At 69.0% G+C, this 21,091-nt stretch carries 26 protein-coding genes and 1 pseudogene; 13 read left to right on the forward strand and 14 right to left on the reverse strand.

Translation table 11 applies throughout. The annotated features are described in order from the left end of the window. Window positions 1–167: 167 nt before the first annotated feature. From ACFFNX_RS00870 to ACFFNX_RS00885, 4 genes are all read right to left on the reverse strand, one after another. A complete protein-coding gene (locus ACFFNX_RS00870; protein WP_378193444.1) occupies window positions 168–788 on the reverse strand; it encodes a dihydrofolate reductase family protein in 621 nt (206 codons plus the stop codon). Next, entirely contained in the window at window positions 788–1,285 is a 498-nt protein-coding gene (locus tag ACFFNX_RS00875; protein WP_378193447.1) for an SRPBCC family protein, read from the reverse strand. The genes ACFFNX_RS00870 and ACFFNX_RS00875 overlap by 1 nt, the downstream gene beginning before the upstream one ends. A 3-nt stretch (window positions 1,286–1,288) precedes the next feature. After that, on the reverse strand, window positions 1,289–1,630 hold the full coding sequence (locus tag ACFFNX_RS00880) for an ArsR/SmtB family transcription factor (RefSeq protein ID WP_378193450.1): 342 nt from the start codon (window positions 1,628–1,630) through the stop codon (window positions 1,289–1,291). A 513-nt stretch (window positions 1,631–2,143) separates the two neighbouring features. Then, complete coding sequence (locus ACFFNX_RS00885; RefSeq protein ID WP_378193453.1) at window positions 2,144–3,754, reverse strand: serine/threonine-protein kinase; 1,611 nt, start codon at window positions 3,752–3,754, stop codon at window positions 2,144–2,146. 364 nt (window positions 3,755–4,118) lie between these two features. On the opposite strand from ACFFNX_RS00885, the gene ACFFNX_RS00890 reads away from it, so the two are divergent. Beyond that, a complete protein-coding gene (locus tag ACFFNX_RS00890) occupies window positions 4,119–4,541 on the forward strand; it encodes a hypothetical protein (RefSeq protein ID WP_378193456.1) in 423 nt (140 codons plus the stop codon). A gap of 186 nt (window positions 4,542–4,727) precedes the next feature. Continuing rightward, window positions 4,728–5,456 carry a DsbA family protein gene (locus ACFFNX_RS00895; RefSeq protein WP_378193459.1) on the forward strand — a complete coding sequence of 243 codons (729 nt, stop codon included), beginning with the start codon at window positions 4,728–4,730 and terminating at the stop codon, window positions 5,454–5,456. 51 nt (window positions 5,457–5,507) lie between these two features. On the opposite strand, the gene ACFFNX_RS52335 is transcribed toward ACFFNX_RS00895, so the two are convergent. From ACFFNX_RS52335 to ACFFNX_RS00905, 3 genes are read right to left on the reverse strand one after another with little or no spacing between them, the layout of a single operon-like run. Further along, complete coding sequence (locus ACFFNX_RS52335; RefSeq protein ID WP_446678497.1) at window positions 5,508–5,876, reverse strand: cation efflux transmembrane domain-containing protein; 369 nt, start codon at window positions 5,874–5,876, stop codon at window positions 5,508–5,510. Further along, window positions 5,873–6,202: a hypothetical protein gene (locus tag ACFFNX_RS52340; RefSeq protein WP_446678498.1), complete on the reverse strand. Its 330-nt coding sequence runs from the start codon at window positions 6,200–6,202 to the stop codon at window positions 5,873–5,875. The genes ACFFNX_RS52335 and ACFFNX_RS52340 overlap by 4 nt, the downstream gene beginning before the upstream one ends. Window positions 6,203–6,204: 2 nt before the next feature. Next, window positions 6,205–6,540, reverse strand: a complete 336-nt coding sequence (locus ACFFNX_RS00905; protein WP_378193463.1) for an ArsR/SmtB family transcription factor — start codon at window positions 6,538–6,540, stop codon at window positions 6,205–6,207. 681 nt (window positions 6,541–7,221) lie between these two features. Here ACFFNX_RS00905 and ACFFNX_RS00910 point away from each other — a divergent pair. The 4 genes and pseudogenes from ACFFNX_RS00910 (at window position 7,222) to ACFFNX_RS00925 (ending at window position 9,427) form a co-directional block, all read left to right on the forward strand. Continuing rightward, entirely contained in the window at window positions 7,222–7,434 is a 213-nt protein-coding gene (locus tag ACFFNX_RS00910) for a hypothetical protein (protein ID WP_378193466.1), read from the forward strand. Between the two features lie 257 nt (window positions 7,435–7,691). Next, window positions 7,692–8,369, forward strand: a complete 678-nt coding sequence (locus ACFFNX_RS00915) for a GNAT family N-acetyltransferase (protein WP_378193469.1) — start codon at window positions 7,692–7,694, stop codon at window positions 8,367–8,369. A 1-nt stretch (window position 8,370) separates the two neighbouring features. Continuing rightward, a pseudogene (locus ACFFNX_RS00920) lies at window positions 8,371–9,159 on the forward strand (aspartate-semialdehyde dehydrogenase); the annotation flags it as partial. A 79-nt stretch (window positions 9,160–9,238) separates the two neighbouring features. Further along, the gene (locus tag ACFFNX_RS00925) at window positions 9,239–9,427 is read left to right on the forward strand and encodes an Asd/ArgC dimerization domain-containing protein (RefSeq protein ID WP_378193472.1); all 189 of its coding nucleotides are present in this window, start codon (window positions 9,239–9,241) and stop codon (window positions 9,425–9,427) included. A gap of 110 nt (window positions 9,428–9,537) precedes the next feature. Here ACFFNX_RS00925 and ACFFNX_RS00930 read toward each other — a convergent pair whose 3' ends face one another. Then, a complete protein-coding gene (locus ACFFNX_RS00930; RefSeq protein ID WP_378193475.1) occupies window positions 9,538–10,710 on the reverse strand; it encodes an epoxide hydrolase family protein in 1,173 nt (390 codons plus the stop codon). Between the two features lie 159 nt (window positions 10,711–10,869). Between ACFFNX_RS00930 and ACFFNX_RS00935 the strand changes: the two genes are divergently transcribed. Then, window positions 10,870–11,448, forward strand: coding sequence for a CGNR zinc finger domain-containing protein (locus tag ACFFNX_RS00935; protein ID WP_378193478.1), 579 nt, complete (start codon window positions 10,870–10,872; stop codon window positions 11,446–11,448). Window positions 11,449–11,457: 9 nt separating this feature from the next. Further along, on the forward strand, window positions 11,458–12,021 hold the full coding sequence (locus ACFFNX_RS00940) for a DUF4303 domain-containing protein (RefSeq protein WP_378193481.1): 564 nt from the start codon (window positions 11,458–11,460) through the stop codon (window positions 12,019–12,021). A 45-nt stretch (window positions 12,022–12,066) separates the two neighbouring features. Here ACFFNX_RS00940 and ACFFNX_RS00945 read toward each other — a convergent pair whose 3' ends face one another. Together ACFFNX_RS00945 and ACFFNX_RS00950 are read right to left on the reverse strand one after the other, a co-directional pair. Then, window positions 12,067–12,792, reverse strand: coding sequence for a DNA-3-methyladenine glycosylase family protein (locus ACFFNX_RS00945; protein ID WP_378193483.1), 726 nt, complete (start codon window positions 12,790–12,792; stop codon window positions 12,067–12,069). A 54-nt stretch (window positions 12,793–12,846) separates the two neighbouring features. Then, complete coding sequence (locus ACFFNX_RS00950) at window positions 12,847–13,491, reverse strand: TetR/AcrR family transcriptional regulator (RefSeq protein ID WP_378193486.1); 645 nt, start codon at window positions 13,489–13,491, stop codon at window positions 12,847–12,849. Between the two features lie 130 nt (window positions 13,492–13,621). On the opposite strand from ACFFNX_RS00950, the gene ACFFNX_RS00955 reads away from it, so the two are divergent. From ACFFNX_RS00955 to ACFFNX_RS00965, 3 genes are all read left to right on the forward strand, one after another. After that, window positions 13,622–14,392 (forward strand): SDR family NAD(P)-dependent oxidoreductase, encoded by a 771-nt coding sequence (locus ACFFNX_RS00955; protein WP_378193489.1) that lies wholly within the window; start codon window positions 13,622–13,624, stop codon window positions 14,390–14,392. Between the two features lie 88 nt (window positions 14,393–14,480). Further along, the gene (locus ACFFNX_RS00960) at window positions 14,481–15,107 is read left to right on the forward strand and encodes a protoglobin domain-containing protein (RefSeq protein WP_378193492.1); all 627 of its coding nucleotides are present in this window, start codon (window positions 14,481–14,483) and stop codon (window positions 15,105–15,107) included. A 96-nt stretch (window positions 15,108–15,203) separates the two neighbouring features. Continuing rightward, entirely contained in the window at window positions 15,204–15,599 is a 396-nt protein-coding gene (locus ACFFNX_RS00965) for a RidA family protein (protein WP_378193495.1), read from the forward strand. Window positions 15,600–15,656: 57 nt separating this feature from the next. Here ACFFNX_RS00965 and ACFFNX_RS00970 read toward each other — a convergent pair whose 3' ends face one another. The 4 genes from ACFFNX_RS00970 to ACFFNX_RS00985 form a co-directional block, all read right to left on the reverse strand. Next, window positions 15,657–16,679 carry a WD40 repeat domain-containing protein gene (locus ACFFNX_RS00970; protein WP_378193499.1) on the reverse strand — a complete coding sequence of 341 codons (1,023 nt, stop codon included), beginning with the start codon at window positions 16,677–16,679 and terminating at the stop codon, window positions 15,657–15,659. Between the two features lie 221 nt (window positions 16,680–16,900). Then, window positions 16,901–17,884, reverse strand: coding sequence for a serine/threonine-protein kinase (locus ACFFNX_RS00975; protein ID WP_378193502.1), 984 nt, complete (start codon window positions 17,882–17,884; stop codon window positions 16,901–16,903). 76 nt (window positions 17,885–17,960) lie between these two features. Next, window positions 17,961–18,557, reverse strand: a complete 597-nt coding sequence (locus tag ACFFNX_RS00980) for a class I SAM-dependent methyltransferase (RefSeq protein WP_378193505.1) — start codon at window positions 18,555–18,557, stop codon at window positions 17,961–17,963. Between the two features lie 140 nt (window positions 18,558–18,697). Beyond that, window positions 18,698–19,285, reverse strand: a complete 588-nt coding sequence (locus ACFFNX_RS00985; RefSeq protein ID WP_378193508.1) for a TetR/AcrR family transcriptional regulator — start codon at window positions 19,283–19,285, stop codon at window positions 18,698–18,700. A gap of 193 nt (window positions 19,286–19,478) precedes the next feature. Between ACFFNX_RS00985 and ACFFNX_RS00990 the strand changes: the two genes are divergently transcribed. Together ACFFNX_RS00990 and ACFFNX_RS00995 are read left to right on the forward strand one after the other, a co-directional pair. Continuing rightward, window positions 19,479–20,411: an aldo/keto reductase gene (locus tag ACFFNX_RS00990; RefSeq protein WP_378193511.1), complete on the forward strand. Its 933-nt coding sequence runs from the start codon at window positions 19,479–19,481 to the stop codon at window positions 20,409–20,411. A 283-nt stretch (window positions 20,412–20,694) separates the two neighbouring features. Beyond that, on the forward strand, window positions 20,695–21,091 hold a 397-nt coding region (locus tag ACFFNX_RS00995), incomplete at its 3' end, for an alcohol dehydrogenase catalytic domain-containing protein (protein ID WP_378193514.1).

Raw genomic sequence — 21,091 nt, forward strand, 5'->3', positions numbered from 1 at the left:
ATGACCTGCAGAGACAGCCCTGGGCCATTGCGTCTCGGGGCTGGTCGCGACACCTGCGGCGCGGAGCCAGGGCCCTGGGCGACTCGCTGACGAAAGTCTGAGCCGGTGAGGAAGTTCCCCGGCAACGCCGCAAGGTCCGTCCCGGAGGGGCGCTGAGGTCGAGACGGTTACCGCTCCCGGACTGTGTAGGTCAGGTGGGTCGTCCGCTGCGTCGGCTCCGCGCGGACCGGCTCCAGGGCCACGCGGTCCGCGTCCACGCCCTCGAACAGGCGGATTCCGGAGCCGAACAGTACGGGGGAGAGCGCGATCGAGAACTCGTCGATCAGGCCGGCGTTCACGTACTCCAGGATCGTCGCGCCGCCACCCGCGATGCGGACGTCCCGGTCGCCGGCGGCCTCGCGGGCCTGGTCGAGCGCGGACTCGATGCCGTCGTTGACGAAGTGGAAGGTGGTCCCGCCCGGCCGCTCCCAGGGGTCACGCTTCTCGTGCGTCACGACGAACACCGGCGTGTGGAACGGTGCCTCCTCCGGCCACATCTGCTCGCCGGCGTCGAACATGCGCTTGCCCATCACGCTCGCGCCGGTGCGCTCGAACGTCTCCCGTACGATGTCGTTGTCGCGCCCTTCCTCGCCGCCCCCGCCGAGCTTCAGGTTCTCCCGGAAGAATCGCTGTGGGAAGATCCACCGCTGCAGTTCCATCCACTGCTGCCCCATCAAGTCGCCGAGGGACCCGGGCGCGATGAACCCGTCCAGCGACATCGACACGCTGAAGAACACCTTCCCGGGCATCAGTCCTCAGCTCCCTTCTCGGTGACGTAGGCGGCCAGGTTGCTCAGGGTCTGCCGGCCGCCCTCGATCGCGTGGTACTTCTCGACCGCCTCGTCGCGCAGCTCCTTGGTCGGGAACACCGTGCGCATCTCGATCCGGGTCGCCGTACCGTCGGGCTCGAACGTCAGGACCGACTCGAAGGCGTTCGGGTCGTCGCGAGTCTCACCGTGCAGCATCGCGATCCGTTCCGGCGGGGCGAGCTCGGTCCAGGTGATCCACTCTTGGTAGTCCGTCCCGTCCGGTCCGTGCATCACGAAGTCCCACTCTCCGCCGACTCGGAACTCGAACGACTGGGTAGTGGTGGTGAACCCTTCGGGCCCCCACCATCGCGACAGGTGCCGTACCTCGGTGAACGCCTCGAACACCAGCTCTCGCGGGGCGTCGATGACCCGGGAGATCACAACCTCGCGGTCGGCCGTCGCGGACTGCGCCGGCGCTTCTCGTCCCATCTCGCTCATCAGCTACTCCTCCTGCCTTGCCTGCTTCAGGTCCTGCACGTACGCGTCCAGCCGGTCGAAGCTCTCGCTCCAGAACCGCTCGAACCCGCCGGTCCACTCGTGGACCGGTCGCAGCCCGCGGGCGTCAAGGCCGTACAGGCGCTGCTTGCCCGCCTTGCGGTCCCGCACCAGCCCCACCTCCCGGAGCACCCGCAGGTGCTTGGACGCCCCCGGCTGGGTCATCCCCAGCTCCTGGGCCAGCTCGGTCACCGGCCGCTCGCCCGCCCGCAGCAGCATCAGGATCTCCCGGCGCTGCGGCTCGGCGATCGCGTTGAAGACGTCCGACGTCGTCGCTGCTCGTGCCATGGTCGTCATCATATACCCATATCGGCATGCGTACGGCGGTGCCGGGGGCGATAGGCGAGCAGCACGCCACCGGGCTGGTGGCCGACCCCGCGATATCCGGCGGCTCATCGCGAGCGCGTCTGTGTTCCCCAACGTCGAGAAGGCGAGCATGGTGGTCCGACTGGCGGCCGCAGAGGCGCTCGTGGCAACAGACACCTTCGGGGGCTCTACGGTCGTGCTGCGGGAGTCACGGCGCCGCGTCGAGGCGGGCGGCGCCCAATCGAAGCTGCGCACCAGCAGGTACGGCAGGCACGCCGAGCCCGCCGTCAATGGGTGGAGCTGCGGCGGCGTACAAGCGTTGCTCGATGATGTGCCCCGTTGGGATATCGAGAGCAGTTGCACGGCGTGCGGCGAGGCTTTCGCTGTATGCGGGCGAGCGGACATCCCAGCGGCTCTGCGGGATCGATTGCCGGCTTAGTACGGTCCGATGCTGCGGCGAGTCCGAGCCTGGCGCAGGCGCGCCGGGGCTGCCGGTCAGTGCTGGTTCGCGAGGGATCGGACAATGTCGCGCGCAGCACCGATCACCCCGAAGTATGCGTTCGCTGAGCCCTTCGGGTCGGTGAGCATCATCTTCACGACGAGGTTGTCCACCCGGAACCAGATGACGACCGCGCCACTGCCGTTCGATTCTTCGCCGGATTCCCTGGTGATCGCCTTCTCGTCGCCGACGACCAACTCATCTCTCAACTGGTCGGTAGAGCGAAGCCTGTTCATCCCGGAGTGCGCGCGGTCTGCCGCCGAATGCCACCAGGACCGCGTGTACCGAGTGGTGGACAGGACCTGAAGGTCGAGGTTCCCATTAGCCAGACTCCACCATTCGCAGTGGTCGCCGACCGCATGGCGTGGCTGCGGGATCACCTTGTCGAGGACGGCCGAGGTAATCCCGCCGCAGGGCGGAGCCGTGGAGAATTTCCCCTCGCCGACGATGCCCAACGGGTTCCAGGCAAGGTTCACCACAACGCCGGCCACACCCACGAATACCAAGAGTGCACAGGTCAAAGCGATCATCGATGGCTTCGCCGAGACATTCGCCTTGGCCGGGCGCGTGCCCGGAACGAACCCCGGGGGAGAGGAGACGGAGGGTCCCACCGCGTACGGGGCTGCTCCCGCCCTGTAGGGACCCGCTGGAGGCCGACCGCCGGAGTATGCGGGCTCTACGGGCACCGGGCCGTAAGGCCTCTCCGCTTCCCCGTACGTCTCGGGCTGTGACCAAGACGCGGGGGTCACCGTGGTGGGCTCCCTCAGCGCGCGGTCTGCGGTGTCGCCTGCTTCGGTCACCGCTCGCAGCCGCCGCCGGGTGACCTCGGTGCTCAGCCGGGTGGCCGGATCCTTGGTCAGGAGATCCTTCAGGACCGGCGCGAGGGGTCCGGCCCTGGTCGGCGGCTCAGGTTCTCCACTGAGGACCATGCCGATCAGAACGGGGACCTCATCGGCGATGTAGGCGCGCCTGCCCTCGACGGCGAAGTAGAGCACGGCGCCAAGCGACCACAGGTCCGACTCGGGGCCGGCCGGGCGCCCACGTAGGCGTTCCGGCGCCATGTACCCGGGAGAACCGATCAGCGCCCCGGTCTGGGTCAGCGCGGTCGCACCCGCCATCGCCGCGATGCCGAAGTCGGTCAGGACGATGCGATTGTCATCGCCGACCAACACGTTCCTCGGTGTGACGTCCCGGTGCAGGATTCCCGCAGCGTGGGCGGTGTCCAGCGCATCGAGCATCTGCAGGCCGATCGCCGCGACGCGTTCCGCGGGGAGCGGGCCGTGTTCGCTGACCAACTGGTCGAGGGACCTGCCGCGTATGAGCTGCATAACGATCCACGGCAGATCATCCTCGGTGACCACGTCGTATACGGCGATGATCGCCGGATGATCGAGGCGGGCGGCGGCCCTGGCCTCACGAACGAATCGCTCAAGCAAGCCCGTACGGGATGCGTCATCCAGACCACCGGGGAGCAGGATCTCCTTCACCGCGACGTCACGCTGGAGATACTCATCCCGAGCGCGCCAGACGATCCCCATCCCGCCGCGACCGAGCGCATCCAGCAGCCGGTAACGCCCTGCGATAGTCCGTTCTGCGGAACTTGGCATGGCAGGACGATATCGCTCAGGCATCGCTTGGCCCGACGCAGCAACCGGAGCCGAGAAATGTCGATTGCGCCGAGGCGGCGGTGTAGCGCCAATAGCCGCAATGTGAGCGACCGACGTCAAGGTCTCGGTAAGGCAACCCGCTGGCCGTTGAGATCGGCACGCCTATTCAAAAGTCCCAGCCCGGCCACCACGCCGACATACGTCGGCCACCGTCTGTCCTCGGTTCGGGCAGCCCCGATCAGGCGTGATGTCACTTCTGAAAAGCGGAAGGTCGACGGTTGTCGCCTGCGTGGCTCGGGAACGACCTTGGCTACAGCGGGTAGTGCCCAGTCACTTTGCGAGCCGGGGAGGGGGCGAGGAGCGGGTGTCGGGTCGGCTGATGACGCGGGTGGCGGGTCTGGTCGCACCTGTGCTTCTGCTCGCCGTGACGCTGCTCGTGCACGGGACCACACCTCATGGCCATCGCGCGGGTGCCGCTGTGGTCTCCGCCCAGGTGTGGCAGGCGAATCCCCCGGCTCAGGCCGTAGGCCGGGCCCCGGACGGCCATGTCCCCGATGAGTGCCCGCAGCCGTTCGACGATTGCGACGCGGGCCTCAAGGGCGCGGAGGCGCCACTAACATGCGCTGCCGCGTCGCCCCTGCACCACATCGCCGCCGGGCTGTCCGGTGAGGCGGCCCTGCTCGCCCTCATGGTCGAGGGGCAGGGCTCACCTACGCTCCGCTCCGATCGGGCACGGCAGGACGCCGAGCAACCCGAACCGGCCCAATCGCAGGTCTACCGCTGCTGAGCGAGGACCCCTTCCGCCGCTGCGGCGTGATCGGACGTGGCTCCTCGCGGCCGGTACCCCATCGGACGGTTCATCTGAGTACGCCTGATGCCCGGGCATTGCCCCGGGCAGGTCACCGGCACGCCTGATCGACCGGGCGCGAAGCATGTGCCGGCTGAGCTTTCACCACAACTGCTGGGGGGACGCATGGGCGAGATCGGCCGTGTGCAGAAACAACGAACGCGAGCGTGGATCATCGGCGGCTGTGGCGTCGCCGTCGTGGGGCTGTCCGTACTGGCCAGCGTGTATGTCTTTCATCGAACGGGTGAGGCCACCTACGGCGCGGCACGTTCACCGGCCGCACGCCAGGCGGACGGCGCCATCATCGTCGGAGGCGTAGACGCCAAGAGACCACGAGTGGAGATCTTCGAGGACTTCGGCTGTCCGACCTGCAACGAGTTCGAGAAGTCCGGCGGCAACACGATCAAAAGGCTCGCCGCCGCCGGCAAGATCACGGTGTGGTACGAGTCGATCTGGCTGTCCCGGCACCAGTCCGAACCGATGCGTGGCAACTCCCAACGCGCCGCGAACGCGGCCTTGTGCGCCCCGGCGCACAAATGGCTGGACTACCACGACATGATCTACGCCCACCAGCCGGCCGAGGGGACGAAGGGTTTCTCTAACGAGAGCCTCATCGGCTGGGCACGGCAACTCGGCTTCGCCACACCATCATTTGAACGGTGTGTCACCGGCCTGCAAAGGCAACGGCAGCTGAACCAGCTGACCGACCACGCCAGAGACGTGCGCAAACTGTCCGGTACGCCGACCGTCTTCCTCAACGGCACGTCGCTGTACAAGAGCCAAGCGATCTTCGAGCCCGAGGAACTGGAGAAAAAGCTCCTCGCCGCTCCCGCGACCGGCGGTTCACCAGCTTGAGGGCGAAGGGCCCCGGTACGTACCGGGGCCCGTGTCGGCGTCCGCGCGTGATCAGCCGCAACAGTCGCACCCGGGGCGGCGGCCACACGCCTCGGCCTCCGCGGCGGCGGGGACCGCGCAGCAGGCCTCGCCCCGCCAGGCGTCGCGGCCCTCCTTCACCGCGACGGCGGCGATGAACAGCGCGGCGATCGGATCGGCCCAAGCCCAGCCGAGGACCGCGTTGAGAATCAGACCCGCCAAGAGCACAGCGGACAGGTACGTACACAACAGTGTCTGCTTGGAGTCGGCGACTGCGGAGGCCGAGCCGAGTTCACGACCCGCGCGGCGCTGGACCGCGGACAGGACCGGCATGATCGCAAGGGACAGGGCGGCGAGCACGATGCCGGGCAGAGAACGCTCGGCCTCTCCCGTACCGGTCAAGGCGCGGATGGCGTCAACGCCGACGTAGACGGCGAGCGCGAAGAAAGAGACGGAGATGTCCGCAGGGCGGTCCTCTCCCGGGCCTCGCGTACGCCGTGATCACGGGCGGAGAACTGCCAGGCGACCGCGGCGGCCGACGACACCTCGATCACCGAGTCCAGGCCGAAGCCGACCAGCGCGGTGGAGGAGGCAAGAGATCCCGCAGTGATGGCGACGATCGCCTCAGTGACGTTGTAGGTCATGGTCGCAGCCACCAGCAGCCGTATCCGGAGGGCGAGCGCGTCGCGACGGGTCGGCGACGGGCCCAGGGATACCTCGGCGGTCATGGTCAGCAGCATCCCTTCGCCTCGGCGTCGGGGCACGTGCGTTCGGTCGCCACGGCGACCACGGCGGTTCGCAGGTCGTCCAGCGCGTGGCCGAGGCGCTCGTCGGCGAGCTCGTAGCGGGTGCGACGGCCGTCCGGCACCGTGGCGACCAGACCGCAGTCGCGCAGGCATGCCAAATGGTTCGACAGCCGGGTACGGGAGACGCCAAGGGCGTCGGCCAGGTCGGCGGGGTAGCCGGGGGCCTCACGCAAGGCGAGCAGGATCCGGCAGCGGATCGGGTCGGCGAGCGCGCGGCCGAACCGGGCCAGCACCTCGATGTCGGAGGCAATGGTCAGCACGTTAACGACAGTACACGAAATCCTGAATTCAGGAAGACATGAATCATTGATCAGCCTTGGTCTTGACCAGCGTGAAACCCTTCTCACGCCATCTCGCAGCTCTTGTGCGGACGGGCGCTGTTCGTTAAATGTTCGGTTGTGTCTGGGCGTCGATGGCCGGCGGAAGGTGGCTGCACCGTGCCGAGCCTTATCCCTTCAGCAGGACCGAGAGGCTATGGCCGCGGCCTGCTCGGCGACCTGCGCGGGTGGGACGCCTCCGTTGAGCCATGTGGAGGCGTGGGGTGGAGGTCGTAGACCGCGTCGGGCGAGGGGCGCGGTGTACTCGACGGGGTTGAGCGTGGCCGTGCGTGCCTTGCTCTCGCGCGAGGTTTTGGTTCGGCGTCGAACTCGGTCGGGTGTCGGCGCGAGAGCTCGGTCGGTGGTGTCGTCGGGCGATGACGCCATCCGCCTTCGCGGCCGACGTTGTTCGCGGCGGGTGCCGGGCTTCCATGGACCGGCGCCGGAGATCATTTAGCCGGGTCGGGCAAGATCAAGCCGTACTTGCTGAGATATACACTGACCTGCGCTGATTTCGGCTAGCGGGATCGATCAGGGTGACGGGGGACTGGGATGCCGACTCACGAGTGGACCATGGCCGACGGTGCGTACGGCTCGCCTCGGCGTCCCAGGCGGAAGACTCACGTGATCATCGTCTTGGGCGTGCTGGGGTTCCTGGGACTGGTCGTCGTGCTCTCTTTGGTCGATATGCCGGGAGGGAGTGCCCCGTCCCTTGACTCGAAGAACTACCGGGCCAACGTCGATTGCCAGGTGAATACCGTCGGATCGCAGGGCACGGTGACGATCAGCGGCACGATTGCCGGTGACGCGGCGAGTTACTCCGTTACCGTCGCCTGAGTGTGTGGCTTCTGGAAGCAGCCGGGGACAGGCCTTTCGGCGCGTGAAAGATCCGGTGGAGATGTCGTCCGGACGGCTCCTCGCGCGCCCGTCGTGCCCGCTTCCAGGCAGCGGAAGAGTCACCACGGCAACCATCGAACCTTGTTGTATAAGCGTTTCTACACGGTTACCCCAAGAGATATTAACTGGATCGAATCGATCATTGGTGGCAAGGTCGGCAGGACTTCGCCCTTGTATACCTCGCCACCTGGGAATTCATGATCACGACGGCCCATAGCGGCACCCCACCAGAACTACGCCTGCCCTTCGACCTCGCCGGGCTGGACGTGTCGCCTATCCGTACCGATCGACTGGTCCTTCGGCCGATTCGTACGCAGGACGCCGATGACATCGATGCCTACCAGCGGCTCCCGGAGGTCGTCGCCTTTCTGCCCTGGCCCCTGCGCGACCGGGAAGCCAGCCATGAGCACACCGCGCTGCGTGCGGCGCAGCGTACGTTGGGCGGCGACGGGGACGCGGTCGCCCTCGCGATCGTGCTGCTCGGTGAACCGAGCCTCGGCAGAGGTGGGGGAGACCGGGTCATCGGCGACCTCACCTTCATCCTCAGCAGTGCCGCCCATGCCCAGGTCGCGGTCGGGTGGGTCCTGCACCCGGACTTCCAAGGGCGCGGGTATGCGCGCGAGGCGGCCGCGGCCCTCCTCGACCTCGCCACGGGGCTTGGCGCGCACCGGATCGCCGCGACCGTGGACGCGGCCAACGCGCAGTCTCTTGTTCTCTGTGAACGGCTCGGCATGCGCAAAGAAGGGACCTTCCACCATGACCGCCACGACCAGACGGGCTGGCGTGACACCGTGATCTATGCCCTCACCGGTGCCGAATGGCTGGGCCGCCGAACCTCCGCAGCAGACACCGCCACACCCCCAGGAGCACACTGAGATGGGCCTCAGCATCGGCGTCGTCGGCGCCACCGGTCAGGTCGGCGCGGTCGTGCGGGCGATCCTTGAGGAGCGCAGGTTCCCCGTGGATCGGATCCGCTTCTTCGCCAGCGCCAGAAGCGCCGGCAGGACCCTGCCCTGGAACGGCGCCCAGATCCCCGTCGAAGAGGCGGCCACCGCCGACCCGGGCGGGCTGGACATCGCGATCTTCTCCGCGGGGGCCGCCATGTCACGCACACAGGCGCCGCGGTTCGCGGCGGCCGGCGTGCTGGTGATCGACAACTCCAGCGCCTGGCGTATGGATCCGGGCGTCCCCCTCGTCGTCAGCGAGGTCAACCCGCACGCCCTCGACCAGGCCGTGAAGGGCATCGTCGCCAATCCCAACTGCACCACCATGGCCGCGATGCCCACCCTCAAGGCCCTCCACGACGCGGCCGGCCTGCAGCGCCTGGTCATCAGCACCTACCAAGCCGTTTCCGGAGCCGGGCTGGCGGGAGGTGAGGCACTCCTGTCCGAGCTGGGGGCCGCGATGGCGCAGGACCCGCTCGGGCTCGTCCACCAAGGCGACGCCGTCGAGTTCCCGCCCGCGGCCGAGTTCCCCGCCACCACCGCGTTCAACGTGCTTCCCCACGCCGGGGACTTCATCGACGACGGGCGGGGCGAGACCGTCGAGGAGCAGAAGCTCCGCAACGAGAGCCGCAAGATCCTCGAACTGCCCGACCTGCCCGTCAGCGGCATCTGTGTGCGCGTCCCGGTGCTCACCGGCCACTCGCTGTCGATCAACGCGGAGTTCGCCGAAGCCCTCACCCCCGCCCGCGCTCGGGACCTGCTCGGCCGGGCGCCGGGCGCCGGGCGTCGAGTTGGTCGACGTGCCGACGCCGCTGCGGGCCACCGGCACCGATCACAGCCTGGTCGGCCGGATTCGGCAGGACGAGGGCGTCCCGGGCAACCGAGGTCTCGCGTTCTTCGTCTCCGGCGACAACCTCCGCAAGGGTGCCGCGCTCAACGCGGTCCAGATCGCCGAGTTGGCCGCCCGCCGCGCGATCACGGTCGGGTAGGCCGCGGTCGTGTACCGCGCCGGGCGACGGCGGTGGCGTGGCCGGTTCCTCTGAGGCCGACGGTCCGACCTCGCCCCTGCCCCGCTTCGCGTCGCGCGGGGCGGTCGGGGTCACCGGTTGGCGGCCAGTACCGCCGCGAGGCCTTCTTGCAGGTCCTTGACGAAATACCCGGGGACCTCCAGCGACGGGAAATGTCCCCCGGCTTCGGGCGACCTCCATCGGACGATCTGCCGGTACCGCTCCTGTGCCCAGGGGCGCGGATACTTCTCGATGTCGCGGGGATACATGCTGATTGCCGACGGGACGTCGACCCGAAGTCCGGGGTCGAGCGAGTTGTGGCTTTCGTAGTAAATGCGGGCCGACGATGCGCCGGTCCGCGTCAGCCAGTACAGGGTGACGTCGTCAAGAATGCTGTCTCTGGAAATCGTCTCGAACGGGCTGTCCTCGGTATCTGTCCACTCGGCGAACTTGTCAAGGATCCAGGCGAGAAGCCCGACCGGTGAGTCGACGAGCGAGTAGCCGATGGTCTGCGGCCGGGTCGCCTGCTGCTTCGCGTACGCCGCGCGGTGGTGCCAGAAATCGCGGGTGTCCTCGGTCCACCGGCGCTCGGCCGCCGTCAGCCCGTCCGTCGTCAGTCCGGGCGGCGCCTGCGCGAACGTTGTGTGGATGCCGAGAACGTGCGCCGGGAACCTGCCGCCGAGGACCGTGGTGATCACGCCTCCCCAGTCGCCGCCGTGGGCGACGAACCTGCGGTAGCCGAGCCTTCCCATCAGTTCCACCCAGGCGGCCGCGATCTTCTCGATCCCCCACCCGGTGGTGGCCGGCCTGTCGCTGTAACCGAAGCCTGGCAACGACGGGACCACGACGTGGAACGCCGGTGCGTCCGCGTCTTGCGGATCTGCCAGCTCGTCCACCACATCGATGAACTCGGCAATGCTGCCCGGCCAGCCGTGCGTCAGGATCAAAGGAGTGGCATCCGCGCGGGCGGATCGGCGATGCAGGAAGTGGATTCCCAGACCATCAATGGTCGTGCGGAACTGGCCGATCCGGTTGAGGCGTGTCTCGAACGACCGCCAGTCGTACCCGGTGCGCCAGTAGTCCACGACGTCGACGAGGTCGGCGAGAGGAACGCCCTGTTCCCATCGGCGAGGGCCGGGCGCGGTGCGACGGACCGTCTCGGCCTCCGGCAGCCGCGCCGCGGCCAGTCGCGCGCGCAGATCGTCGAGGTCGGCGTCGGTCGTATGGGCTTCGAATGCCCGTACGTCGCCGGTCGGACGGTTCATGAGGCGTCGCCGCCGGAGTGAGCCGCCGTGATGACGACGCCACGATCGATGCCGGTGACGAACCAACGTGTGGGCATGAGACCTCCTGGTCATTGTGGAACCGTCTAAGACGGTTCTAACATCGCCTGATGTCGGCGTGCAACCCGCTAAGGTGGTTCCATGAGTGCTCGGCCCCCTGGCTTCCGTCTCGGCAAGGTGCTGGCGACCAGCTTCACCGGGACCCTGACGGAGCGTCGTGGTGACCCGGTGGAACGCATTCCCACGCCGCAGCGACTCATCGACTGGCTGGCGGTGAACGGCCTCGCCGTGGAGTCCTGCACCACCGCCCAACTCGAACGTGCCCGAGAACTGAGGGAATCAATTCACGCCGCCGCGACGGCGACCGCGATCCAGGACCCTCTCCCCGCGCCCGCCGTTCAAGTCATCAATGACTGCAGCATTCAGGGACGGGCCGCGGCCGTCCTGACGCCCGAGAGAAATCGTCAATGGCAGCTCAGTTCGGCTTCCCGCGTAGAAGACGCTCTGAGCGTGATCGCCGCCGACGCGATCAGCATCATCGCGGGTGAACGAGACGGAAAATTGGCCTTGTGCGCATCGCCGACCTGCCGAGCCGCCTTCTTCGACACCAGCCAAAGTCGCACCCGCAGATGGTGTGACATGAACACGTGCGGGAATCGTCAGAAGAAAGCGCGCTTCAACGCCAACCAGCGAACCACGGCCGACGGAAAAGCCGGATAGCATGCGGCGATGGACTGGAGCGCCTTCGAGACGGCATGGCATGACATTGGATGCCGCACCCTGACCGACCTCGCGACGGAGTTTCCAGACGAGCGGCTGTATGCCGCGGCCTTCCATCTCTTCTACCTGGACGGCGAGGAGATCCTCTCACCGGCCCTCGCCGCCAACGCTGAGTCGGCGGTGCGCGATGACGCCGGGTACTCCACACGGTTCGCGCCGCCTGAGTGGCGGTGGGACGTCCTGGCCGCCGCGAGTGAAGCGATGTCGCCGTGGTATCGGCGTCTCGCCGAGGAGTACCTGGCGCCCGCCACCACCGAGGCCGAACAGGACGCGGCGATGGACGCGCTGGAGACGGCGCACGACACCGCGATGGCCGGTGTCTGCAGAGCGATGACCACGACAGCGCGCCGGGGCGGCGTCCACGGCTCGCTTCCGCGCGATTTCGTCGTCGTCATCCTCGAAGGGCAACGCGGGGACGAGGAGTCCGGTCTGATCCGGAAGAGCGTCGACCCGCAAATGCTGCCGACGGTTCCCGAACTGACCGAGTACCTGCGGCAACTCGACGAGACGTGACCTCCAGCCGACCCGGCGCCGACAGGACGGACGCAGAGGGGCCTCTCAGGACCTCTGGTCTGATCCGGGTTCTTTACGTGCCTTTTCTGCGGCTCCGAGGGCGGTCTCCCGGCTCAGGGCGCGGGCCTTGGGGTCGGCCAGTTCGCCTGCTGGCCGTAGGGAACTCCACAGCAGCGTGGCCGCATACGTCCGGTAGGGCGCCCACGCGGTCGCCATTTTCCGTACCTCCTCCACTGCGGGCGGGCTCTGGCGTTGCCACGCCCTGCCGATGGCGCGGCGGATGCCGACGTCGCCGGCGGGCAGGACGTCGCCGCGGTGCAGCTGGTGGATCAGGAACGTCTGCGCCGACCACAGTCCGATGCCCTTGACGGCGGTCAACGCTGCTATGGCCGTGCCGTCGTCCAGGTCGGCCATGTTCTCAATGTCGATGAGACCGTTCGTCTGCCGGTGGGCGAGGTCGAGGACATAGGCCGCCTTCGCCCGTGACAGTCCGCACTCGCGCAACCGTTCGGTTCCCAGCGCGATGACGCCATCGGGTGTGGGAATGCCGCCGGTCGCGGCGGCGATCCGGTCGAAGACGACGAACGCCACCACGGCGGAGATCTGCTGTCCGACGATATGCAGGGTCATCGCCGCGAAATTGCTTGATCCGGTACGGCCGCCGTCGTGCCACTCGAACGGGTCCGGGTGACCGTACTCCTCCACCAGGCGCGCGAGGACTGGATCGCGATGAGCGAGAAACCGGTAACCGCGCTCATAGGCGCTGTTCATGATGACTCCCGTCGTGCCGCCGCCGTTCGCGTGACCCGCCCAGGCCGCGGCGGATCAGTCCTCGCGGCTCAAGGGCGTTGCCGCGAAGGTCTCCAGGTGGGCGACCGCGGCCCGTAGCGAGTCGCGCAGTGGTTCGGCGCGACGCAACGTCTGGGCCAGCAGCAGACCGCCCTGCAGGGCCGCGAGCAGTGCGTTCGCGAGCATGTCGGGATCGGCGGTGGGGAGCAGGTCGCCACGGTCGCGCATGAGCCGCAGGCCCTCGCGGAACAGGTCACGCCACTGTTCGTACCCTGCTGCGAGGTCGGGGCGCAGGTCGGGTTCGCACTCGACCAGCTGACCGGCCAGCGATCCGAACTCACAACCGCCGCGGAACCCGCGCTCGGTCTGCCGTTCGAGGATCATTTCGGCCCACGATCGCCATGCCTCGAAGGTGTCGAGCCGGCCGAGGGCGGGATGCCGGTGGGATTCCAGCGTGTTCTCGGCCTGCCAGGCGATCACGTCGCGGACGAGCGTGTGCTTGTCGTCGAAATAGTGCGTCATCTGTGACCCGCTGACCCCCGCCGACCTGCGTACCTCGTCGATCTGTGTGCCGGCCACGCCCTGTTTCAAGATCAGATCAGCTGCCACGCCGAGGATGCGCTTGCGCGTCTCCTGTCCCTTGCGGGTGAGTCGCCGGGGGGCGTTGGTCTGGTCGGCCATGGCTCCATCGTACGCCAGATTGGGTTTGACATCCCAAAGTAATGCGTCGTACGTTCTGGGTCCTGCACCCCAATCTGCTGCGTGCCGGTACAGGCCGGCATCCGGTGGACCAACCGGAAGGAAGCTCCTCATGGCTTCTCCCGTCATTCTCATCACCGGGGCGCTCACCGGCATCGGCCGGGCCACCGCCGTCGCCTACGCCCGCGCCGGGGCGAACGTCGTCGTCTCCGGCCGTCACCAGGACAGGGGCGAGCGCCTGGTCGAAGAGCTCGGCGACCTCGGCGCCCAGGCGCAGTTCGTCAAGGCCGACGTCCGCTTCGACGCCGAGGTGGAGAACCTCATCGACCGTGCCGTCGAACGATTCGGCCGCATCGACGTCGCCTACAACAACGCGGGCACCGAGGGCAGCCCCGGCCCGGTCACGGAGGTGACCGGCGAGGCGTACGAGGCGACCTTCGACACCAACGTCCGTGGCACGCTGCTGAGCCTGAAGCACGAGTTCCGTGTGATGAGGCGGCAGGAGGGCGGCGGCAGCGTCATCAACGCGAGCTCCACCTACGGCCAGATGGGCTTCCCCGACTCCACCCTCTACGTCGGCAGCAAGCACGCGATCATCGGCATCACCAAGGCCGCCGCGCTCGAAGGCGCGCCCCACGGCATCCGCGTGAACGTGGTGGCGCCCGGCTTCACCCAGACCGCCATGTACGAACGGGTCACCGGCAGCGATGCGGTACGCGGCGCCGTCAACTCGGTCCTGCCGATGCACCGGGCCGGCCGTCCGGAGGAGGTGGCCGAGGCCGTGATGTTCCTCGGCTCGGACAAGGCCGCCTACGTCACCGGGCAGACCCTCACGCTGGACGGCGGTCTGATGGCCGGCTGGCCCCTGTTCCCCGCGGCCTGACCCGCCTCTTCGTGACGGGACGCTTCGGCCGTCGTCGAATCGTCCCGCGCCTAGCATGCGGGTATGGCCGTGAACAGGGAGGATTACGATGAGTGAGCATATGTCGACACCCGAGCCGGTGGTCGAGCACCCCGACCGGATCCCGGGCTACACCTACGGCACCACCGAAGCCGCCACGTCACCGCTGAGCCTGGAGGACCTGGAACGGTTGAAGACCGTGGTCTGGCTGACGCCCGACGACGAGGAGGCGCTCCGCGAGGCAGGTGAGATCCTCGCCGACCAGGCCGATGACATGGTCACCGCCTACCGGGCACGGCTCGGCGACCTGCCGTTCATGCGCCCGTACTCCGGCCACCCCGACGGCACGCCCAACCCCGAGTACGGCGCCGCCAGCAAGCCCCGCTTCGACCGGTTCATCATCGACGCCTGCACCCGCCCGCTCGATCAGGACTGGCTCAACTACCAGCACGAGATCGGGCTGCGGCACACACGAGCCAAGAAGAACAAGACCGACCGGGCCGACTCGCTCGACCACATCCCGATGCGGTACCTGCTCGGCTTCACCGCCGTCGTGATCGCCACGGCACGCGAGTACCTGGCCGCCAAAGGCGCCTCACCCGAGCAGGTCGACCGCATGCACGCCGCCTTCACCAAGTCCGTGATGCTGCATGTCACCGTCTGGACCAGGCCCTATGTCGACGCCGCCTCGTGGTGACCCGGGGGGGCCTGCGGACCACCGAGGCGGCGAAGGGGATGACAACGATGAACCACGAGCTGATCCAGCGCTGGCGATCCTGATCGGAGAACCGCAATGGCACGACAGACCGTTCGCGTCGAGCCCCTGTCGACCTACCTCGAACGGTGGAAGGCGCCGACGTCGGCCGTCACCCGCAGCGGCGACACCCTGTACGTCTCCGGCTTCCCGCCCTTCGACCCCGACACCGGCGAGGTCGTCCAGGACGCCTCCATCGAGCGACAGACCGAACTGGTCCTGGAGCAGATGAAGCTCTGCCTGCACACGGCCGGATCGTCCTTGGACAACGTGCTCAAATGCACCGTGTACTGCACCTCGGTCGAGCAGTTCGCCGCGGTCAACACCGTCTACGCCCGCTACTTCCCAACCGATCCGCCGGCACGCGTCTTCGTGTGCGTCCCGGCCTGGCCGGGGCCGTTCGACATCGAGGTGGACTGCATCGCCGCCGTGTGACGTGTCGCATCCGGCTCCCGGGCTGACCGGGCACGCGGGCGCGTACGAGCCGAGGCGTCAGAGCCGCCACAGGTGGATGCGGCCGTCCGAGCCGCCGCCGGCCAGCGTCCTGCCGTCCAGGCTGAACGCCACCGAGTAACCGGTCGCCGAGCCGAACGCGTGGATCTGCTTGCCGGTCCGAGCGTCCCAGACCGTGGCGGTCGGGCCGTTCTCCTCGTCGGAGGCGGCCAGGTAACGGCCGTCGGGGCTGAACGCGACCTTGCCGCTCGTACCGCCGGCGAAGTGTTCGGCGGGCTTGTGCGTGGCGACGTCCCAGGTCTGGACGTTGACCTTGGCGCCCGCGCTGGCCACGGTCTTCCCGTCCGGGCTGAAGGCCACCGCGTCGACGGCGCGATGGGCGTTGATCGGGCCTTTCAGTCTGCGGCCGGGGACGTCCCAGAGACGGATGTGGTCGCCGTCGCCGTACGCCAGCGTCCGGCCGTCCGGGCTGAACGCGGGCTCGAAGATGAACTGGCTCGCGGTCGGGGTGGTGGCGGTGTTCCGCCGGGTGGCGATGTCCCAGAGACGCACTCCGGCGATGATCCCCCCGTTGTCGCCGAACCAGAAGGAGGCGACGGCCAGGGTCGTGCCGTCCGGGCTGAACGTCGCGGACGTGGCGCTCTCGCCCTGCGGGTCGGTGAGGGTGGCGATGACCCGCCTGGAGGCGACGTCCCAGAGTTGGATGCTGCCGTTGTCGTCCTCGGCGGCCAGCGTTCTCCCGTCCGGGCTGAACGTCACGACGTGCCGGGACTTGTCGGGGTCGCCATTGCCGCCGGTCAGCAGGGCGGTCTGGCGTCCCGTGGCGGTGTCCCACAGCCGGACGGCGTCGTCGTTGTCGGCGCTGGCGAGGGTCTTGCCGTCCGGGCTGAACGCCACGCCCCAGACGCCGGCCGAGTCGGTGTCGAGCACGCGGTCGGCCGGGACGGCGGTCGGGTTCGCGGTCGGGTGGTGCGTGGGAGTGGAGGCGCCACCGGTCCCGGCCCGTACGGCGATGCCGACGGCGGCGGCGAGTACGACCACGGTGCCCGCGACGATCGCCACGATTCGCCCACGCCGGGGGCGACCTCCGGTTTCGTCCAGGACCTCGGTGCCCGCCCGGACCGTACCGCCGGACGAGCCGGGCGGCGCGAACTCGGGACGCCCCGGGGACGGGCCGGGGGCGGGAGACACCGGAACCGGGCCATCGCCCGGCCCGGTCTGGGGACCGGCCGGAGGCTGACCACTGTTCGGGGCGAGGGCTGGGGGCGCGGCCTCAGAGCCCGTCAGAGGTCGACCGCTGTACGTACCGGGCGCCGGGTCGGGGGCCGGGAGCGTGGCCTCAGGATCCGCCGGAGGCCGACCGCTGTTCGGACCGGTGCGGGTTCGGGTGGCGGGCCGGGCGCTGGAAGCGTGGCCTCAGGGCTCGCCGGAGGCCGGCCACCGTACGGTGGTGCGGCCTGCGGGATGAGGAGGTCGCGGACGGACTCCGGGGTGGGCCGGGCGTCGGGGTCCTTGCTGAGGAGGCCGGTGAGGACGTCCGTCAGGGGGCCCGCGCGGGTCGGCGGGGGTGGGTCCTCGGTGGCGATGGCGACGAAGACAGCGCCGTGCGTCGAGCCCTGGAACGGGGGGCGGCCCTCGACCGCGGCGTACAGGGTGGCGCCGAGCGCCCACAGGTCCGACCGTGGTGTGGCGGCGTGGCCGCGGACCTGTTCCGGTGCCATGTACGCCGGGGTGCCGAGCTGGACGCCGGACTTCGTCAGCGTGGCGTCGCCCTCCAGCGCGGCGATGCCGAAGTCGGTGAGGACCACGCGGTCGCCGTCCAGCAGTACGTTCGCCGGCTTGACGTCGCGGTGCACGATGCCCTTGGCGTGCGCGGCGGCGAGCGCGTCCAGCATCTGACGGCCGATGTCCGCCACCCGCCGTACGGGCAGCGGCCCGTCCGTACGCAGCACGTCGTCCAGCGACCGCCCCGCGACCAGCTCCATCACCAGCCACGGGCGGCCGTCGTCGCCGATCACCCGGTCGTGCAGGGACACGATGCCCGGGTGGTGCAGGCGGGCGGCGGCACGCGCCTCGCGGGCGGCACGGGCGTACCACTCGCGCCGCTCGGCGTCGTCGATCTCGTCGGACAGCCGCAGCTCCTTGACGGCGACCTCGCGATCGAGCTCCGCGTCGTACGCGCGCCACACCCGGCCCATGCCGCCGCGCCCGATGAGCCCGAGAATCCGATAGCGGCCGGCGAGGGTCTCCCCGGGTTCACCGTGCATGGAACGAAGATAGCGAAGCGGACATTGCGCGTCAGCCGGCACGGCTGACGACACACCCGCGCCGGATGCGGGGTTCTCAAGTCCGTCGACGGAGCCTGTACCACTGCGGGTCGGTTCTGTTCATGGGCCAACCCAGGCCCGAGGTCTCCGCGGGTTCGACCGTGAGCAACTCCCACTGCGGGAACGCCTCCTCGACCTCGGCCCGGGACACCCCGCCGACCCGGGATCGCATCCGGTTGGGGCCGAAGGCGAGCATCAGCAAGGTGGCGCCGGGCCGGGCAAGGGCCGAGACTCCTCGTCCCTCCGCGACGCGCTGGCCGGCATCAAGGCCCTGGAAGCAGCCGATGTCGAGGAAGAAGTCGAACGCCTCCAGGCCGGTCGACCGCAGGTCCGTCACGTCTCCCACGAGGTAGGTGACCCCTGCGTCGCCGCGATTCTTGGCGGCCTCGATCGCGGCCGGCACGTAATCGACGCCCACGGCCTCCCATCCGCGTCGCGCGAGGTCCGGGGTGAACTGTCCCCGGCCGCACCCGAGGTCGAGCGCGCGACCGAGCGGGACTGACCGCTCGGCCTCCTCGCGGTCCAGCAGAGCCGCGACGCTCGCCGCCGCCGCCTTTCCGTAGCGTTCCCAGGGAGTAAGCCGTAGCCGGTACAGGCGAGCGTAATTCGTCATCTGGACCACCTTCTTATGGGGCGGCTGCCTGTTCCGGGGCCGTCACCTGCCCGGCATCAGGCATTAACTACTTCTTGTAGTACTACGGTACGTAGTATCCATCCGCGTGCCTCGCCGTTCAAGACCGGTTGAGGCGGCCGTCAGCGCGTACGGATGCCGTCGAGGATGAGCGAGATGACGGTCGCGGACTCCGCTTCGACCTCGGGGGACTGCCACTCCGCGGCGTGCGTCGGATCGTGGAAGCGGCTGGTCGCGTTGAAGATGGCCCGCGTGATGACCTCCGGCTCGCAGGCCGCGAACTCGCCGTCGGCGATGCCGTCGACGACGATTCCGCGAATCTGAGCGAGCAAGAAGGCGACATGGGCGGAGGACGCGGTGCTGTGCTCCGCCGCCAGCACCCGGAAGGTGGCGAACAGCTCCGGGTCCTCCCTCGCCTTCGCCCACTTCACCGCGAACATGGTGGTGAGCAGGCCGCGTAGCCGATCGGCCGCGGCCGGTTCGGGACTTCGGATCGCCGCGGCGAGATCTTCTTGCACCCGGTCGAGCCAGCGCCGTATCACGGCCTCGCGCAGCGCCGCCTTGGACGGGAAATGCCGGTAGACGCTCCCGTGGCTCACTCCCAGCAGCCTCGCGACATCGAGGACCGTGGTCTTCTCCGGGCCGTGGCGGCGCAGGACCTCCTCGGTGGCCGACATGATCGTCTCAGCGTCGAGTGGCTCCCCGCGCAATCAGATCTCCCCGTCGAGCTGGTATGAGGCCGCCGCTTCAAGGCTGTCGTGCCCAGTCACCAGGCCTCCGCAGCCGCGAACGTACGGCAACGGACTGACAGACGTCAAAGGCCGTCAGCTCACTTGCCGCCACCTCTGGTTGTGGTGACAAATATTGACATCTGTTACTCCATGTTCGTACGGTGTCGGTCCGATGTCGCACACCGATGCGATCGCCGACCGAGGAGACATCATCAGCACCCCTACCGCTTCGTTCGCCGGCCGCACCGTGTCCCGGGTCGGCTACGGCGCGGCCCAGCTCGACCGCCTGCGCGACCGCCGCGACGAGGCCGTCGCACTGGTACGCCGCGCGGTCGAGCTGGGCGTGAATCACGTGGACACCGCCGAGTTCTATGGCTTCGGCTTCGCCAACGCCGTGATCCGCGAAGCGCTCCGCGCGGAGGACGGCGTTCTGGTCGTCACCAAGGTCGGCGCCGACCCCGACCCGGGCGGGCGGCTGCCGCTACGGACCGCGCAGCGGCCCGAGCAGTTGCGGGCCAGCGTCGAGGACAACCTGCGCAGCCTCGGCGTCGATCGGCTCCCCGTGGTCAACCTCCGGCGCCTCGACTCCGGCCCCGGGCTCCGTCCCGAGGGCGACCAGGTGGTCGACATCGACGACCAGCTGGCGGTCATGACCGCACTGCGCGACGAGGGCAAGATCGGCGCGATCGGCCTCAGCAGCGTCACCGTCGACGGCCTGCGCCGCGCCCTGCCGGCCGGCATCGTCTGCGTACAGAACGCGTACAGCCTCGTTTCCCGCGCCGACGAGGACATGCTGCGGCTGTGCGTGGCCGAGGGCATCGCGTGGGTGCCGTTCTTCCCGCTCGGCGGGGCCTTTCCGGGCCTGCCCAAGGTCACGGAGGAGCCGGCGGTCCACGCCGTGGCCGAGTCGCTGGGCGTGACGCCCTCCCAGGTCGGCCTCGCCTGGCTGCTCCACCACGCCCCGAACGTCCTGCTCATACCCGGCACCGCCGACGCCGCCCACCTGGAGGCCAACATGGCGGTCGGCGAGCTCACCTTCGACGACGCCGCCCGCGCCGCCCTCGACGCCGTCGAGTCCCGCTCCAACGAAGTCCCGATCGGCTAGGGCGCGTTCCGAAGTCCCGCCGCCCGGGACACACTCCCCGCCCTCCCAGACACTCCCCGCCCTCCCAGACACTCCCCTCCCTCCCAGACACTCCCCTCCCTCCCAGGGGGCGCCGACCCCACTTCCATTGTCAAGCCCCCCACACCCCAAAGAAAGACCACACACACGGCTGTGGAAAACCTACGACCCAACCGAGACAGGCCCTAGGCGGCGAGGAAACGGGTGCGGGGATGGACGCCCTGTTTCGCCGTGGCACCGGCATCGATGAGCGTAAGGACGAATCATGAAGGCGACCGTCTACCGCGACAACGGCGGTCCCGACGTGCTTCAACTCGTCGACCGTGACCCGCCTGTGCCCGGCCCCGGTGAGGTTCGTGTCCGGGTCGCCGTGTCCGGCGTCAACCCGGCCGACTGGCAGGCACGCTCCGGCGCCACCGGGCCCATGGGGTTCCCCGAGGTCACCCCGCACCTGGATGGTGCCGGCGCGATCGACGCCGTCGGTGAGGGGGGCGACCAGGAGCGGGTCGGTCAACGGGTCTGGCTTTACATGGCCGCGGCCGGGCGGCCCACCGGCACCGCCGCCGAGTTCACCGTCGTGCCCGCCGAGCAGGCCGTGCCGCTGCCCGGCGAGGTCGGGTTCGACGTCGGCGCCGCACTCGGCGTGCCCGCCCTCACCGCGC

The organism is Actinoallomurus acaciae (assembly GCF_042429965.1).
In the GTDB taxonomy this organism is placed as follows: Bacteria; Actinomycetota; Actinomycetes; order Streptosporangiales; family Streptosporangiaceae; genus Actinoallomurus; species Actinoallomurus acaciae.